The 16905-nt window shown below is 57.1% G+C and carries 17 protein-coding genes; 4 read left to right on the forward strand and 13 right to left on the reverse strand.

The window, feature by feature from the left end:
* Window positions 1–103: 103 nt before the first annotated feature.
* Complete coding sequence (locus tag ACR0FE_RS11395) at window positions 104–1408, reverse strand: ABC transporter substrate-binding protein (RefSeq protein WP_170614621.1); 1305 nt, start codon at window positions 1406–1408, stop codon at window positions 104–106.
* 95 nt (window positions 1409–1503) lie between these two features.
* Window positions 1504–2529: a LacI family DNA-binding transcriptional regulator gene (locus tag ACR0FE_RS11400; protein WP_480912815.1), complete on the reverse strand. Its 1026-nt coding sequence runs from the start codon at window positions 2527–2529 to the stop codon at window positions 1504–1506.
* A 162-nt stretch (window positions 2530–2691) separates the two neighbouring features.
* Here ACR0FE_RS11400 and ACR0FE_RS11405 point away from each other — a divergent pair, with 162 nt between their 5' ends.
* Window positions 2692–3483, forward strand: a complete 792-nt coding sequence (locus ACR0FE_RS11405; protein WP_480912816.1) for an inositol monophosphatase family protein — start codon at window positions 2692–2694, stop codon at window positions 3481–3483.
* A 3-nt stretch (window positions 3484–3486) separates the two neighbouring features.
* Here ACR0FE_RS11405 and ACR0FE_RS11410 read toward each other — a convergent pair whose 3' ends face one another.
* From ACR0FE_RS11410 to ACR0FE_RS11430, 5 genes are all read right to left on the reverse strand, one after another.
* Complete coding sequence (locus tag ACR0FE_RS11410) at window positions 3487–4053, reverse strand: histidine phosphatase family protein (RefSeq protein ID WP_480912817.1); 567 nt, start codon at window positions 4051–4053, stop codon at window positions 3487–3489.
* Window positions 4054–5115: an ABC transporter ATP-binding protein gene (locus tag ACR0FE_RS11415; protein WP_170614625.1), complete on the reverse strand. Its 1062-nt coding sequence runs from the start codon at window positions 5113–5115 to the stop codon at window positions 4054–4056.
* Window positions 5116–5126: 11 nt separating this feature from the next.
* A complete protein-coding gene (locus ACR0FE_RS11420) occupies window positions 5127–7340 on the reverse strand; it encodes an ABC transporter permease (RefSeq protein ID WP_480912818.1) in 2214 nt (737 codons plus the stop codon).
* Window positions 7341–8366 carry an ABC transporter substrate-binding protein gene (locus ACR0FE_RS11425; protein ID WP_170619677.1) on the reverse strand — a complete coding sequence of 342 codons (1026 nt, stop codon included), beginning with the start codon at window positions 8364–8366 and terminating at the stop codon, window positions 7341–7343. It lies immediately after the preceding gene.
* Between the two features lie 681 nt (window positions 8367–9047).
* Window positions 9048–9476 (reverse strand): VOC family protein, encoded by a 429-nt coding sequence (locus ACR0FE_RS11430; protein WP_170614628.1) that lies wholly within the window; start codon window positions 9474–9476, stop codon window positions 9048–9050.
* Window positions 9477–9653: 177 nt separating this feature from the next.
* Here ACR0FE_RS11430 and thyX point away from each other — a divergent pair, with 177 nt between their 5' ends.
* Window positions 9654–10565 (forward strand): FAD-dependent thymidylate synthase, encoded by a 912-nt coding sequence (gene thyX / locus ACR0FE_RS11435; protein WP_170680383.1) that lies wholly within the window; start codon window positions 9654–9656, stop codon window positions 10563–10565.
* A 442-nt stretch (window positions 10566–11007) separates the two neighbouring features.
* On the opposite strand, the gene ACR0FE_RS11440 is transcribed toward thyX, so the two are convergent.
* Entirely contained in the window at window positions 11008–11214 is a 207-nt protein-coding gene (locus tag ACR0FE_RS11440; RefSeq protein ID WP_008758035.1) for a cold-shock protein, read from the reverse strand.
* Between the two features lie 215 nt (window positions 11215–11429).
* Between ACR0FE_RS11440 and ACR0FE_RS11445 the strand changes: the two genes are divergently transcribed.
* Both ACR0FE_RS11445 and ACR0FE_RS11450 read left to right on the forward strand, forming a co-directional pair.
* Window positions 11430–11747, forward strand: a complete 318-nt coding sequence (locus tag ACR0FE_RS11445) for an ArsC/Spx/MgsR family protein (RefSeq protein WP_480912819.1) — start codon at window positions 11430–11432, stop codon at window positions 11745–11747.
* A gap of 41 nt (window positions 11748–11788) precedes the next feature.
* Window positions 11789–12157 (forward strand): hypothetical protein, encoded by a 369-nt coding sequence (locus ACR0FE_RS11450; protein WP_170806414.1) that lies wholly within the window; start codon window positions 11789–11791, stop codon window positions 12155–12157.
* A 1-nt stretch (window position 12158) separates the two neighbouring features.
* Here ACR0FE_RS11450 and ACR0FE_RS11455 read toward each other — a convergent pair whose 3' ends face one another.
* From ACR0FE_RS11455 to thrS, 5 genes are all read right to left on the reverse strand, one after another.
* Window positions 12159–12677 (reverse strand): DoxX family protein, encoded by a 519-nt coding sequence (locus tag ACR0FE_RS11455; RefSeq protein WP_170680379.1) that lies wholly within the window; start codon window positions 12675–12677, stop codon window positions 12159–12161.
* Window positions 12674–13435 (reverse strand): HvfC/BufC family peptide modification chaperone, encoded by a 762-nt coding sequence (locus ACR0FE_RS11460; protein WP_480912820.1) that lies wholly within the window; start codon window positions 13433–13435, stop codon window positions 12674–12676. The genes ACR0FE_RS11455 and ACR0FE_RS11460 overlap by 4 nt, the downstream gene beginning before the upstream one ends.
* On the reverse strand, window positions 13432–14289 hold the full coding sequence (gene bufB, locus ACR0FE_RS11465) for an MNIO family bufferin maturase (protein WP_480912821.1): 858 nt from the start codon (window positions 14287–14289) through the stop codon (window positions 13432–13434). The genes ACR0FE_RS11460 and bufB overlap by 4 nt, the downstream gene beginning before the upstream one ends.
* Window positions 14290–14360: 71 nt before the next feature.
* The gene (locus tag ACR0FE_RS11470; protein WP_170614635.1) at window positions 14361–14663 is read right to left on the reverse strand and encodes a BufA1 family periplasmic bufferin-type metallophore; all 303 of its coding nucleotides are present in this window, start codon (window positions 14661–14663) and stop codon (window positions 14361–14363) included.
* A gap of 221 nt (window positions 14664–14884) precedes the next feature.
* Window positions 14885–16843, reverse strand: a complete 1959-nt coding sequence (thrS, locus tag ACR0FE_RS11475; RefSeq protein WP_480912822.1) for a threonine--tRNA ligase — start codon at window positions 16841–16843, stop codon at window positions 14885–14887.
* Window positions 16844–16905: the final 62 nt, after the last annotated feature.

Here is a 16905-nt window from a genome sequence, read left to right on the forward strand (position 1 = left end):
AAGACCTCTCTGTTCAGGCGTAAGCATAGCCTGCGAGAAAAACGGGAATTGTGGAAGTCAGAGTGGCGGGTGGGACATTGCCCACCCACCGGGGAGGGATGCCTCAGTATCCTGCGGCTTCCATTTCTTCAGCCGTGAAGGCCTGCGCTTTGGCAAGGGCCTCGTCCACTGTCTGCTGCCCGGCATAGACTGCCGAGAACTCCTGGCTTACCTGAGTGGCGATACCCGCAAATTCCGGGATCGCGACAAACTGGATGCCGGTATAGGGCGTCGGCTGTGCGCAGCAATTCTGCGGGTCGGCCATCAGGATCGATTCCAGCGTCATTTTTGCGAACGGGACCGCCTTGTAGTTGTCGTTCTCATAAAGCGACGTCCGCGCGCCCGGAGGCACATTGGCCCAGCCTTCATTTTCGGCCACCAGCTCGATGTAGTCTTTCGAGGTCGCCCATTCGATAAACTGTTTGGCAGCGTCTTCCTGCTGAGTGCCTGCCGGAATCGCAAGGGCCCAAGCCCAAAGCCAATTGGCGCGTTTGTCCACGCCTTCCGAATTGGGCGCCAGTGCGAAGCCCACCTTGTCGGCGACTGTGGAATCGTCGGGGTTGGTCACGAAAGAAGCGGCGACCGTTGCGTCAATCCACATGCCGCATTTGCCCTGCTGGAACAGCGACAGGTTTTCGTTGAAGCCGTTGGTGGCATAGCCAGCGGGGCCGGACTCACCCATCATATCGACAAAGAAGGTCAGGGCCTCTTTCCATTCAGGCTGATCGAACTGAGGTTTCCAGTTTTCGTCAAACCACCGCGCACCGAATGAGTTTCCGGTCACGGTGATGAAGGCGCCGCCTTCACCCCAACCCGCCTTGCCGCGCAGGCAGATGCCGTTGATGTCGTTGTCGCGGTCGGTCATTGCCGCCGCCGCTTCGCGAATGAATTGCCAGGTCGGTGCCTCGGGCATTTCCAGACCTGCCTTTTCCATCAGGTCCGTACGATACATGATCATCGAGCTTTCGCCATAGAACGGCGCCGCATAAAGCGTCCCTTCATGGCTCAGGCCACCGGCCATCGCGGGCAGAATGTCGTCGACGTCATATTCCGCGGACATTCCGTCCAACGGCACCAGCCAACCATTCGCACCCCAGATCGGCGTCTCGTACATGCCGATGGTCATGATGTCGAACTGACCGCCTTTGGTGGTGATGTCGGTGGTCACGCGTTGACGCAGGACGTTTTCCTCGAGCGTCACCCACTCCACATCGATCCCGGTCGCTTCGGTGAATTTATCGGTATAGCCCTGCATCCGGATCATGTCGCCATTGTTCACTGTAGCGATCGTGATGGATTGCGCGTGGGCTGCTGCCGTGGCGACGAATGTCAGTGCAGTCGCCGCACGAAGTGCGTTCTTCAGATACATCCCTGTCCTCCCTGAGCTTGGATGTCGTGCAGAGAGGTTAGAGCGTAAATTGTCGCGGCGTCAATAAAAACTTTACGCGCGTTAAAAAGTTGCGACTAAGCAGAATCCCTTAAAACAAGCCGTGCAGGGAACAGCGTCTCTGTCCTCGTTTCAAATTTCCCTCCACTTTCAATGAGTTCGAACAGCGTCTCGACGCTGCGCCCGGCAACATTGTCATAGTCATGCGCGGCTGTTGTCAGGGATGGGCACGTAAACTTTGCGAAAGGATGGTCGTCATTCGAGGCCACGCGAAGCGCGCAATCATCCTTGCGACCGACCCGAATCCCCTGTTCGTAGCAGGCCGCAAGAAAGCCGATGGCCAGTCGGTCATTGCTGCATAACACCGAGTCGCTCGGCAACATGCGCTCCTCCAGAACCTTCAGTGCACCCCTGTGGCCAATTTCTTCAAACGCCCAGCCCGTGCCGTCGACCTTGATGATATGTGGCTCAAACCCGAGACGCTCCATGACCTCAACATAGGCCTTGCGTCTTTTGTTGGCGTTCGGGTTGGCAGGCGTCCGCATTTCGAAGAACGAGGGCGGTTCGCCTGTGCGCGTCATGTATTCCACAGTTTGCGAGACAAAACTGAAATTGTCCGACCCGACGAATGCCGCGCCAAGGCCATCAAGGTTACTGTCAAACAGAACTGCCGGCACATTGGAGCAGAACTTTTCGATCGCCGAACGGTCTGAAATCCGCCCCAATGGCGCCAGCAAAACCCCGGCGGGTTTCAGGGATTGCAGCCCGTCCAGGATTTCGTTTTCCAGCTTCTGTTCGCCATGAGAGCTGAACAGGGAAGGGCGATACCCGGCCGCTATACAGCTTTGTTCCAGATAACGCGCGATTTCGGCAAAGAACGGATCGGCCAGATAGGGAACGACAATGCCGATATTCTTGGTCAGCTTCCGGTTCTGGTTCACCGCAAAGATATTGGGGCGATAGTCAAACCGTTCCAGCGCTTCTTCGATGCGGGCCCGTGTCGTCGGGCGAACACTATCGGGGTCGTGAAAGTACTTGGATACCGTCGGTCGCGAAATCCCGCTGAGGGCCGCGAACTCTTCCATATTCTTTATTTTGGTCATGCCAGTCTGCCTGCGGATACTGTCCGCCTTGATCTTATCGTAGCTTTACATATTCTTTGCGCGCGCTAAAAAATCAATAGCCCGGCTGGCAACAGGTGTTGACAGCGTGCCGGCCATTGCGGGAACTTGCGCAACAGTCTTTCAACTGGAAAAGGAATGGCCATGTCTCGACTATCGGAACGCCGGGATTTTGCCGTTGCGGTTTGTAAAGAAGCTGGGGCAATCGCCAAAAAATACTTTGCGGACAGGGGTGATCTTGTCGTTGACCAAAAGGGCGCTCAGGACTGGGTCAGCGAAGCGGACAGGAACGTCGAGACATTCATCCGTCAGAGGATCGCGGAATTCTGGCCCGAGGATGGAGTGTTCGGTGAAGAGCATGGTGCGACCGAAGGGAAAAGTGGCTTCGATTGGGTAATAGACCCCATCGACGGGACAACGAATTTTGTCAACGGCATTCCGGCTTATACCATTGTACTGGCCGGCGTCGCTGAAGGGCGCACCATGGTCGGGGTGATCCATGAACCAAATGTCGATGAGACATTTGTGGCAACGCGCGGAGAGGGAGCGACCTTGAACGGTACGCGGATTCACGTCGCGTCCGGAGTGGCGTTGCGGGATGGAACCGTAGCCGTAGGATACTCGAACCGGGTCGAAACACGCCATGTCCTGCCTGTCGTTGCAGAACTGATCGAACGTGGGGCCATGTTCCACCGGAACGCCAGTGGGGCGCTGTCTCTTGCTTATGTCGCCGCCGGAAGACTTCTGGGTTATGTGGAAGAGCACATGAACGCCTGGGATTGTCTGGCCGGGCAATTGCTGGTCGCGGAGGCTGGTGGCACAATCGAAGATCAGGACGCAGATGCAATGATCCGGGACGGAGGGCGTGTCATTGTGGGCACGCCAGATGTCTTCGAGACCTTGCTTGAGATCGCCGAGGACGCGTGGAGTTCTTGACCTCTAGGTAAAGGCGACCCACCCGGACTGAGGTTTGAGTGTCAAAAGATCTGCCTGCCAGAAATGACCCTGTGAAGGCTGATCGTAACGGCGGTCAATTGAACGGCCAGAAAGTGCGCACCATAATAGTGTTCCGACCGCCCCATGAGTGACTATGGCCAGGTCTTTACCCCGGTGCATTCCTACAATCTCGGTCACCGTCCGATGAATGCGCGCCTGCGCTTCGACCGCTGTTTCCCAACCGCGATAGCTGGTTTCCGGTCGGGCAAAAAACGCGTCAGCGGCGGCTTCGAACTCATCCCTGGGTAGGAATCCGGTTGCACTGCGGTCGTTTTCGCCAAGGCCCGCATGTTGTCGCGGGCGCAGGTTTCGAGCGGCGGCAAGGATCTCGCCCGTTTCGCGGGCCTTCTGCTCGTTGCTGGTCCAAATCTGGGTGACATTCGCAAGAACACCATTCAAGGCGAATACTCTTGCACGATCACGGCCGACGGCACTCAGCCCCCAATCCGTGATCGGGATGCCCGGATCAATTGAAACCTCGGGATGTGTGATGATCAGAAGTTTCGGCATCTAATCGGGCAGTAGCACTGGCCCCTTATCGGCAAAACTCATCCTGACCTCAGCGCCCGGCTCAAGTGGTGCGTCGACGTCATCGTGAACAGCAAAGGCCTGACCGAAAGTGCCAGTCAGCGTGTATTCCATCCGGACGCCGACATATGTCGCCTTGGCCACGGTAGCGGGGATACCCTGATCAGAGCCGATCACCAGACGCGAGGGTCGGACGGCGATGGTGGCGCCACCCGGTGTCAAACCACGGCGCGGCAGCGTATGGCGGTAGCCTTCGATTTCGATTGTGGCGGTGTCACCATCTGTACCAACGATCTGGCAATCAAGCAGGTTTGCCTCGCCTATGAAGTCTGCGACAAAACGGTCGTTCGGCGCATCATATAGCTCGCGCGGGGTGCCCATCTGAGCGATGGCCGCGTTACGCATCACGACGATCTCATCCGAAACCGCCAGAGCCTCTTCCTGATCGTGCGTGACGTAGACGACAGTCAGGCCAAGGTCTTGCTGGATGGCCCGGATGTCCTCACGCACCTGACGACGAAGCTTGGCGTCGAGATTGGACAGCGGCTCATCAAACAGCAGCACCTGAGGCTCAAGAACCAGCGCCCGGGCGACGGCGACACGCTGTTGCTGACCGCCGGACAGTTCGGACGGAAGACGACTGTCGAACCCTTTGAGGCCAACCAGTTCCAGACCGTTCAGGGCGCGACTTCGGGCTTCGTCCTTCGCAAAGCCCGAAAATGTCAGGCCGTACATCACGTTCTCCAACACACTCATGTGCGGAAAAAGCGCGTAGGATTGGAATACCATCGACACGTCGCGGTCGGTCGCAGGCAGTCTGGTCACGTCCCGGTCACCGATCAGAATCGTGCCCGAGCTTGCCATTTCCAACCCTGCGATCATGCGCAAGGTCGTGGTTTTCCCGCACCCGGAAGGACCCAGCAGCGTAACCAGCTTGCCAGCCTCGACATGCAGATTGATGTTGTCAACGGCGACCACATCCTTGCCGAACATTTTTGTAACGGATTCGAACCGAACCGGCGCGGCTTTGGACTGCAGGCTCATGTCATTCTCTCCTAAACATTAGTGCGCGACTGGGTCATTCGCCGTCCGATCTGTGTCCGCCCGACAATCAACTGCATCAGCGCAACAACCGACAGCATCACGAAAATCAGTGTGGTCGAATAGGCGATGGCAAGACCATAGTCGTTGTTTTCGACCCGCCCGATAATATAGCTGGTTGCCATGTCATATTCCGCGCTGACCAGAAAGATAACGGCAGAAATCGCCGTCATGGCCCGCACAAAACTGTAGACCAGCGCGGCCAGTATCGCGGGGCGCAGCAACGGCAGAATGATACGCCGGAACGTTTGCCACGAGTTTGCCCCAAGCGTCAGCGAGGATTCGTCCAGGCTGCGGTCAAGCTGCGACATGCTGGCAATGCCCGCGCGAACGCCGACCGGCATGTTGCGGAAGATGAAGCTGACAATGAGGATGACGCCCGTGCCTGTGATTTCGATAGGAGGGACGTTAAACGCAAGGATGTAGCTGACACCGATCACCGTTCCGGGGATCGCGAACGACAGCATGGTTCCGAACTCAAAAGCGTTCTTGCCCGCAAAGCTTTGCCGGGTCAGCAGATATGCCGTTACCAATCCTACGGCTGCAGTCAGCGGCGCGGCAATGGCGGCGATTGTAATGGTGGTCCAGAAGCTGTCCCAAGCTGCACCGGTCCAGCGAATGCCTTCTTCTTCGAAACGCACAGAAAAGGCGGTCACATAGTGCTTAAGGGTCAATGAATTGTTGACGCCCCACAACTCGACCACGCTGCCGTATACGATCATTGCATAAACGATGACGGTGAACAGCGCCCAGCCAAGCGCGACTACCAACACCGGGACTGACAGGCCGGTCGGCATCAGTGGGTGCACGCCTGCGTCACCTTTTCCGGTCACAGTGGTATAGCTTTTCTTGCCCAGCCAGACCCGCTGCGCGTAGAAGGCTGACAAGGTGAAAAACAGAAGCACCATGGCCAGAACGGCAGCGCGACCCTGATCATATTGAGCGCCGACGATTGCGAAGAAAATCTCGGTCGACAGAACGTCGAAGTTTCCGCCTAGCACAAGCGGGTTTCCGAAATCGGCCATGCTTTCGATGAAACCCAGAAGAAAGGCATTGGCAAGACCCGGGCGCATCAGGGGCAGGGAGACCGTCTTGAACGTCTGCCATCTGCTGGCGCGGAGCGTTTGGGCTGCTTCCTCCATCGAAGGAGAGACGCCTTCCACCACGCCGATCAGAACGAGAAAGGCAATGGGCGTGAACGCCAGCGTCTGCGCGATCAGAATGCCGGGCATTCCGTAGAGCCACCGTGTTGGTTGCGTGCCCAACAGATCGGCAATGAAGCGGGTAACAGACCCGGACAGGCCAAACAGTAGGATGAGGGCAAGGCCGATCACGAAAGGCGGGGTGATGATCGGTAGAACGGTCAAGGCCCGCAATGCACGCTTGTAGCGGAAGCCCGAGCGCGTCACGACCAAAGCGAAACACAGGCCCAGGATCGTAGTGACGAAGCCGACCACGATGGCAAGGAACAGGGAATTCCAGGCCGCGCCGCACTTGGCCCCATAAAAACAACCCAATCCCCAAAGCCGGTCATCGAAGAATTTTGAAAAGAATACCGCAATTGAATAGGCGCCATCTTCGGTGACGAAGGCGGCAAACAACATCTTTGCGATAGGGAAAAAGACAAAGGCGGTGACGATGGTGATCACGCCTCCGATTGCGCTGACGACGAAGACATCACCGTTGATGGCGCCTCGTGCCGCGATGCCCTGGGTCAGCAGGAACAAAAAGCTCGATGCGCATATCATCGCGCCATAGCCCATGCCGAACTGGCGATCGCCGAGTTCACCAAAAAACGCTTCCATCCAATCGAAGTTGAAACCTCTGATGCCGATACTGAACCCCTGAGCAATCAGCCAGCCGAAGCCGAGTGCGCCGGACAGGATCAGAATGCGAGCATAAAGCGGGTCGGATTTGACGCGCCCCAGTGCAAGCAAAGGCAACAAAAGGGCAATCACAAGCGGTGCAAGCCAGAGCTTCTCGCCTTGTCCGATCAGAAATGCTGCGGGTGCATAATCTTCGTCGAACGGGTAGCCGTCAAAAAGCCATTCGAACGACCACAGGCCGCCGTCAACCATGTACCAGGGTAACAGGCAGAATCCGACCCAACCGGCAATGATCCAAAAGATCAGAACCGGATGGGTCGTTTTTGTCGTCTTGTCAGTCATTTATTGTGGCAGAACTGAAACCTCTTCATCCCATTTCTGCAACAACCGCTTCCGTTCGTCTGACGAGCCATACTTTTTGAAATCATAGTCGATCAGCTTGATCTGGCTCATGTCAGGCGCGCTTTCCGAGGTTTCGGCGCTTTTGTTCGATGGAACCTGGAACGCGTTGACCTGAAGGGCAAGATTCTGAGCTTCGGGCGACAGCGCCCAATCGTAGAACTTCTTCGCCTCTTCCACGTTGCGGGCACCTTCGATGATCGACATCGAGCCAATTTCGTAACCGGTACCCTCGCAAGGCGCCACGACCTTGATCGGGAAACCTGAAACAGCCTGCTTCACGGCGTCATGCATAAAGACGATACCGATGGTGTTTTCACCGCGCCCCGCGGCCTTGATCGGGGCCGAGCCTGACTTGGTGTATTGGTTGATGTTCGAATGAAGGCCCTTCATGAACTCAAAGCCTTCATCCTCGCCGAAGATCTGTACCATCGAGGCCAGCGTCGTATAGGCCGTGCCCGATGAGTTTGGGTTCGCCATCTGAACGTGGCCCTTGTACTCAGGCTTCAGAAGGTCTTTCCAACAGGCAGGTTCGGGCAGATTGTTCGCCGCGACAAGATCTGCGTTGTAACCATAACCAAGCGCACCTGAATAGATACCGATCGTCCGGTTGCCGGCGCTTTCAGCCTGGGAAATCGCCCAGTCGTGCAGTTGGTCGCGCATTGGAGACACGTATTCCATCGTCAGGCCTTCTTCGGCGGCCTGAAGGTGCGGGTCGCCCGTGCCACCCCACCACACGTCGCCTTTAGGGTTCGAGCTTTCGGCGCGAATTTGCGCAAAGGTTTCACCCGACGATTTCCGGGTCATGTTCACATCGATGCCTGTCGCATCTTCGAAGCTGCGTGCCATGAGTTGACACCAATCTTCCTGGGCCGAGCAATAGAAGGTCAGCTTGTCTGCCTGCGCCGCCGACATGGAGGCAGCTAGGGCAATCAGCGACCCGACGGCCGTGGATGTCAATTTCTTCATCATACGTTCCTCCCTTTGAGAATAATTTGTCCGGGTTTCCCGGTTCTTTTAAGCTCTTCCTCATGCGGTGTTTCGTAGACCCTGAAGCGCCAATTCGTACTCAATGACAACCTGCGCTGGATTTCTGGTGGTGCCAGTTACCAGGGCGGTTTCGTGAGCGGGGTCAATCGGTGAATAATGTGTCTTGCTTCCAGATCTCCGTGCAGCCTTCTGAATTCTCACAATGAAATGTGCGTTGTGCAACAAAAAAGGTCTGCCCAGAAGAACTTGGCCCGGATCGGGCAAGGTCTGGTTTCGGTACAAGAGCGATCAATTGGATGGCTTTGGGCTGCATCCGGTCAAGCAGATTGGGCAGTTGGGTGACAAGGTAACGATTTCGAAAGACATTTGGTTTGGCTGTTCCAAGCTATGTCACTTCATTCGAAAGGGTGGCGCGATGGCTATTGGCCTCGACCAGCGCGCCCGTTGTTACAAGGAACGGGTAATGCGGAAGTCTTGAAGTGGCTGGAAACTGAGCCAGCGTATCAGCTACGTCGGAGGCGAGATTTCAGATCTGTGGGAGCGCATGAGGCGGGTCGCGCGAATGAGCCTGATGCCCCTGTCCTGCAGTTGGCAGATTAACCAGCGTCACACTGAGTGGGGCGGGCCGCTAAGGCCGGCCCCCGATTGAGCATCTGTCGATCACCAGTGGCCGGTGCTTTCCATGCTTGCCCAGGGTTCGGCCGGCTCAAGGGCATTGCCGTTTTGCAGCAATTCAACCGAGATGTTGTCAGGCGAGCGGACAAAGGCCATGCGTCCGTCGCGGGGCGGGCGGTTGATGATCACTCCATTGTCCTGCAGGTGCTGGCACGTCTCATAGATGTTGTCGACGCCGTAGGCCAGATGCCCGAAATGGCGGCTGTCGCTGGGCAGTGCATCATCGCCATCCCAATTATACGTCAGCTCGATCGGTGCATCTTCCTGACCCGGAGGTGCCAGAAATATCAGGGTAAAACGCCCTGCTTCGCTTTCATAACGTCGCGTTTCCTTCAGTCCCAGCAGTTCGTAGAAAGCCAGTGATTTTTCCAGATCTTTCACGCGGACCATGGTGTGAAGATAAGTCAGCCCCATCGTGCCATCCTTTTTTGTGCAGGTGATGCGCTGCAGCTTAGCGCGCCAAGGCAAGGTGTCGAGGGGCAGAGGGCAAACAATTGTGCGTTTGGGCAATTGGGCGCACATATCGCGGTTCCTGTGCCTGATCTACCGATATATAGTGGGCGGCGACTCATTGCTGGAAAGGACCATTTCATGCCGCTGTCTTCTGACCAACTGGCCGAGATCGAAGCGCAACGCGCGCAATCGCATCCCACACGCCGCGTCGTCGCAGCGGGAATGGAGGAGCATCTGTATACGGCCCATCAGGTGCTGGATCATGGATTTGTCCGCGTCATCGACTATATGGGCGATGATGCCGCGATTTGTCAGGCCGCGCGTGTGTCTTATGGCAAAGGCACCAAATCGGTGCAGAATGACGAGGGGCTGATCCGCTATCTGATGCGGCACTGGCATTCGACCCCGTTCGAGATGTGCGAGATCAAGCTGCACGTAAAACTTCCGGTCTTTGTGGCCCGCCAGTGGATTCGTCATCGTACGGCCAATGTGAACGAATACTCGGCGCGGTACTCCATTCTGGATCGCGAATTCTATATCCCGGCCCCCGACCATGTGGCGGCCCAGTCCGAGGTGAACAACCAGGGGAGGGGCTCAGCCCTGGAGGGCGAAGAAGCGGCGCGTGTATTGGAAATTCTCAAAGCCGACAGCACGCGGTGCTATGACAATTACGAAGCCATGATCAGCCAGGAAGGGCAGCAGGGGCTGGCGCGTGAACTTGCGCGGATGAACCTACCTGCCAATGTTTACACGCAATGGTATTGGAAGGTGGATCTACACAACCTGTTCCACTTCCTGCGGCTGCGCGCCGACCCGCATGCCCAGTACGAGATTCGGGTTTATGCCGACACAATGTGCAAAATCGTGGCAGACTGGGTTCCCTTTGCCTACAGGGCCTTCGAAGACTACCGCCTGGGTGCCGTGAATCTATCCGCGCAGATGGTCGACAGCTTGCGCAGAATGCTGGCGGGTGAGGCCGTTACGCAGGAAAACTCTGGCATGACAGCGCGTGAATGGCGCGAATTCGAGGACGTGATCCGGCAGGGATGATGCAAGTCTCCGAACCGTCGGTTGTCCTTAAATCGTGCCATGCGGCTGTCACGCTGGCCGCATGTTATGTGCAGTATGCTTTTTTGGGATCTGCATGATACGGGCCAATCCCGCACCTGCAAAAGCTCGGATCGCCGAGGTGATTTGCGAGCCCACATCAAGAATGCACTCGAAACCCGAGCGTCAGTGCGGTGCAAGCCGTGCAGCCTCTGGGGTGCAGGCGCCCGAGTTGATCATGGAAGTCTGGGTCAGCAAATCGGGTGACTGAACCATGGTTGTTACCCATTCCAGCGGCACGTCCTGTATCGTTGCGATGGGACAAGACGAGCACACTCATGCCGGAGCGAAATCGGCGCGAGGGTAAGGATTGGGACCTTTTGAAACGGTCGGCGGCCTGAAATTGGCCGCCAACCTTATTGATCTTCCCACACTTGGCGGGGGGTTAAAGAGGCTTCAAATCAGCTGCCATCTGGCGGCCGTCACGTCCGTCTTGTAACTCGTACGAGACCTTCTGATTGTCAGCAAGCCCGGTCAGACCGGATCGTTCTACGGCCGAGATGTGAACAAAAACGTCCTTGCCGCCCTCATCGGGAGCAATAAATCCATAGCCTTTGGTCGTATTGAACCATTTCACGGTGCCAGTTGGCATTTCCCGTGTCTCCTTCTACTTTCACGTTGTCCCACAAATTGGTGGGGGCAGTGGTTGACGTAACCGCAACACATCACTGTTTCGCCCAAACGATACGGCCCGAATTGCGTGTTTCGTCTTTTTCAACATTGCACGGTGAAGTAAAAAATCAAGAATTACCGAAGAAAACCGGTGATTTTGCCTAAATCCCAAGCAGAAACAGGAACAGAAGAAAGATGCGCCTTTATGGTTTGAAGACTTGCGATACGTGCCGTAAGGCGTTGAAATCAATGCCAGATGCAGAGTTTGTGGATGTCCGAACCCAGGGTGTCCCGGCCTCGGTGCTGTCTCAGGCACTGGAGCAATTCGGCGATGCCTTGCTGAACGCCCGTTCGACAACGTGGCGGGGATTGGACCAAGAACAGCGGTCACGACCTGCGCAAGAGCTTCTCGCCGATTACCCGACGTTGATGAAACGCCCGTTGATCGAATCCGGGGGGGCTTTGTTGCTGGGCTGGACGCCGGAAACACGTACGGCACTTGGAGTTGCGTGATCGGATGACTATCTGCTCAAGCGCAGACAGAAGGGAAGATTATGCGTAACGCTGCAATGATCTTGGGTGTTATCGCCGGGCTTATCGGAATGGTCGTGGGCTTTTTCGGCTATGGCTACGTCGAACTGGTCAACCGGTTTGGCGAAATCGAAGGTGTTGCTGAGCAGGTCGAAAACGCCACTTTGGTGCAGACCACTTCGATCCTTGCGCCGTTGCTCGCCATAGCGGGCGGAGCCATGGCCCATGCCCGTGCCTTGATCGCCGGCGTCTTGCTGCTGCTGTCGGCCGTCGGCATGTACTATGCCTTTGGTTTCAATGCGTTTACGATGTTCCCGGTCGCTTTTGCAGCAGTTGCCGGCCTGCTTGGGCTGGCTGCGGGAAAACCGGACCAGCCCAAGGCTCATTTCTAGTTCACTTCAGTCGCAACAGCCGATCCAGCGATATTGGACCTGCGCCGTTGATGACAATGACTAGGAACATGAAGGTCCACATCACACGCTGATCCATCAGCGAGATGGCGTTGTCGAACAGGCTGCCCAACGGAACGTTATGGCCTGTTACGTCGGTCAGGGTTTGCACCCACACAAACCCGATCATGCCAAGTGCGGCCAGGCGTGTGAACAGCCCGACCAGCAACAATGCCGGCAGAACGAACTCGGCGACGGTTCCAAAGAAGATCACGATACGCTGGAAAAAGGTCATCTGGCTGACATCATACAGAACGGCTTCGGCCGCCTTGGGGAAAATCTGGCCAAAGGCACCTGCGGATGGCGAAAAGATCGAGCCATCGATCTTCAGCATCGCCGAGTTCCAGTAATAAACCAGAAGGACGGCGACAAACACCAGTCGTGCCAGCGTCGGTGTCAGCCAATTGGATGCCAGGTCCACCTTTTCCATCGTGTTGTTGTAGGTTGAGATCAGAGCAGTCATGTCTCCAGCCTTTCAATAGTCACAGAGGTTATTGCGCCGCCCTGCAATAGGATGGCCAGTGTGGTTCCAAGATCGAACTCGGGGCAGGTTTCAGCCGTTTTTTCATACGCTTCACCGATTGTGTCGCCTGTTTGCAGATGGCTGATCCACTTGGCGCCGCCCACGGGCAAAAGATGCGGAATCGGGTCATATTCGGGACGCGAAATCAGAACGTCTTGCGGGCCGGGCTCGGGTTTTGGGGCATTGTCTTCAGTATTGAAGCGCCAGATCGCGTGTACCGGCCATTCCGATTGCAAGACCTGCATCGCAGGAGCAAAGCTCAGCCGCGATTGCATAACGTCTTCGGGTGGCAAATTCAGGGCGTCAGCTGGCGCAGGTGTGCTGTCGGCGGCGTGGTAGGAACGGCGCAGAGACAGTTCCAGGCGCGCCATGTCCGGCAGATATCCCAGATGGGCAAGTTGCGGCAGATCAGCCAGAAAACCGGGGAACGCTTCGCCATAGAACATCATCAACGGGGAAGACGGGGGGTGCTGTCTCAAGAAAATCCCGGCAAGACCGTCCATGTTCTGCGCGCCCAGCAACTTGGCGATGACAGGAAAAGCCTGATGTAACGCTTCGGTCAACGAGACGGCGACATTATTGCGATAGACGCTGAACCTGCGCCCGGCGGGCTGGTCCGCCGCGTCAAGCAACCCGTGGGGAACCGGAACAGACGCATCCAGCAACGCGGAATGGAAGACCGACTGAGAAACGCTCATGCCGGAACCCGGTCCAGCGCAGACTGCGCGCGTTCGGCTTCGGCGCGCAAAACGGGCCATTCGGGGACGTCGGTATCCCATTCTATCAGAACGGGTTTCGGGCCCGAACGCTCGAGAACATAATCCAGCAGCGCCCAGACCGGATCGACCACTTCGCGCCCATGGCTGTCGATCAACAGCGGGTGCCCGTGGTCGTCTTCATCCTCATCATGTCCGCCTAGATGGATCTCGCCGACCTTGTTCAGCGGATAGGCATCGATATAGCCCTGAGGCGAGAAATCCAGGTTTGTGGCAGATACAAATACGTTGTTCACATCCAGCAGCAGGCCACAGCCTGTGCGACGCGTGATTTCGCGCAGGAAATCGGGTTCGGACCATGTGCTTTCTTCGAACGCCAGGTAGCTGGACGGGTTCTCGAGCAGCATCTGGCGGCCAACGGTGCCCTGCACCTGATCGATGTGGTCGCAGACGCGATCCAGCGTCGCATCAGTATAGGGCAGGGGCAGCAGGTCGTTCAGAAAATGACTGTCATGCGTGGACCAGGCCAGATGTTCGGAAAAGCTGGCGGGGTTCAGCCAGCCGATCAGATGTTTAAGGCGGGCCAGATGATCCGGGTCCAGCGGCGTTTCGCCACCGATGGATAGGCCAACGCCATGAACGGAAACGGGAAATTGTTCGGACAGGTGACGCAACTGCGCCAGCGGGCGACCGCCGTCGCCCATATAATTCTCGGCATGGATTTCCAGCCACGCCACCGGTTTCGCGTGTTCAAGGATTTGCGCAAAATGTTGCGGTTTGTAGCCAACACCGGGTGCCGCAGGCAACCGGTTTGATCTGAGTGCATCATCCAGCATGAGCATTTTTCCTGATCACGACGAAAAGGGCGGGCGACATTGCCCGCCCCGGTAATCTCGTGTGGCTGGCCTTATGCCGGCAGATCACGCTCGAGCGGTTCCAGCGAACCTTTGCGGGCCGCGCCATCAGCGGCTTTGGGCAGCTCGATATCGGCGCAGGTGCCTGCGTCAACCAAGGTCCATGCGTTGCCCTGATAATCTACGGTCGAGGTGCCCGCGCAGGTGGTGCCGGGTCCTGCGGCGCAGTCATTCTGACCGGCCAGCGAAACGCCATAGCATTTCTCTTTCGCTTGCGCTGTTGCGGTGGTTGCGGCACCAGAAACAGCGGCTGCGACTGCGCTTGCGATGACAAGGGTTTTTGCGGTGTTCGACATCTCGTTAATCCTTTTAGTGACTGCGTATGTCTGTGTTCGACAATGACAAAGGTAGTGGCTTGAAGCTCATAGTTGAATTCACGAGCCCGTGTCTCACAACCCCGTCAAAGAGCGTCATGCCCTCTTGCAGGTTAACAAATTGTTTTTGAAATGAAAATTAGATTTTGTTTCAATCCGGCCCCGGATGTGGGGCCGGATTCAGGGCGATTTGCCGCCGAATGTTACAGCAGGTCGGGCGCGGTTGCGGCCTGAGCCAGCTCTTTTGTTACAGCATCAAGTGACTGTACCTGCGTTTGTTTTTCACCCAGGCGCCGGACGCTGACAGTACCCTCATCAACTTCCCGGTGTCCGACGGCCAGAATGACCGGCACCTTGCCGACCGAATGCTCGCGGACCTTGTAGTTGATCTTTTCATTGCGGATGTCGGCCTCGGCACGGACCCCGGCGGCTTTCAGCGTTTCGACAACTTCCAGGACATAATCGTCCGCATCGGAAGTGATCGAGGCCACGACGACCTGACGTGGTGCCAGCCAGAACGGCAGCTTGCCCGCATGTTCCTCAATCAGGATGCCGATGAAACGTTCGAACGATCCGAGGCAGGCACGGTGCAGCATGACCGGCGTGTGCCGTTCCCCGTCCGCCGCAATATAGGTCGCGCCCAGACGTTCCGGGATGATGAAGTCCACCTGCAGGGTGCCGCACTGCCAGTCGCGCCCGATGGCGTCCGTCAGAACGAACTCCAGCTTCGGTCCATAGAACGCGCCTTCGCCCGGGTTCAGGTCATAGGCACAACCTGCGGCATCGCAGGCGGCTTTCAGCAACTCGTCGGCCTTGTCCCATTGTTCATCCGTGCCCGCACGCACCTCGGGGCGATCCGAGAACTTGACCTTGAAATTCTCGAACCCGAGATCCCTGTAGACATTCGACAGGAAGTCGAGGAACCGCTTGGTCTCGTCCGCGATCATCTCTTCGGTGCAGAAGATATGCGCGTCATCCTGGGTGAAGCCGCGTACCCGCATGATGCCATGCAGCGCGCCCGACGGTTCGTACCGGTTGCACGATCCGAATTCGGCCATGCGCAGCGGCAGGTCGCGATAGGATTTCAGTCCCTGTTTGAAGATCTCCACGTGGCAGGGGCAGTTCATCGGCTTGAGCGCGTTGATCGCCTTGTCGCGCGCGTGCTCCTCGTCCACTTCGACGATGAACATGTTTTCCTGATATTTGTCCCAGTGGCCGGAGGCTTCCCAAAGCTTGCGGTCCACAACCTGCGGCGTGTTCACCTCGACATAGCCGCCGCGTTTCTGCTGACGGCGCATGTAGTCCTGCAACTGGGTATAGATGGTCCAGCCATTCGGGTGCCAGAAGATCTGGCCCGGTGCTTCGGGTTGCAGATGGAAAAGGTCCATCTCCTTGCCCAGCTTGCGGTGGTCCCGCTTGGCGGCTTCTTCCAGCATATGCAGGTGGGCCTTGAGCTTTTCCTTGCCGGTGAAGGCCACGCCATAAATGCGCTGCAACATCGCGCGGCTGCTGTCGCCCCGCCAATAGGCGCCCGCGATGGACATCAGCTTGAACGCGTCGCCCGGAACCTGTCCGGTGTGCTGCAGATGCGGGCCACGGCACAGGTCCTGCCAGTCGCCGTGCCAGTACATGCGCAGCGGTTCGTCGCCCGGAATGGCGTCGATCAGTTCGACCTTATAGGGCTCGTCATTGGCGGTGTAGAAATCGATCGCACGCTGACGATCCCAGACCTCGGTGGTCACAGGGTCGCGCTTGTTGATGATTTCCTTCATCTTTTTCTCGATCAGGCCAAGGTCTTCGGGCGTGAAAGGTTCCGCCCGGTCAAAGTCGTAGTACCAGCCATTTTCAATGACAGGGCCGATGGTGACTTTGGTGTCGGGCCAGATTTCCTGCACGGCGCGGGCCATGATATGCGCCAGATCGTGACGGATCAGTTCATTGGCCTGAATCTCGTCCTTCATGGTGTGGATGGCGATGTCGGCATCCGCTTCGATGGGCCATTGCAGGTCCCAGTGCTGGCCGTTCACAGTGGCCGAGATGGCCTTTTTTGCCAGTGAGGTTGAGATATCGGCAGCCACCTGCGCGGGCGTTACGCCTGCGTCATAAGAACGTGCATTGCCATCGGGGAAGGTGAGTGAGACGGATTGGGAATCCAGGGCCATGATCTGGCTCTCCTCGTCGGTTTGGCGCCCACTGAACGCCCGGTTGCGGGTTATGCGTGTGC

It is taken from the genome of Ruegeria sp. K7 (genome assembly GCF_056531785.1).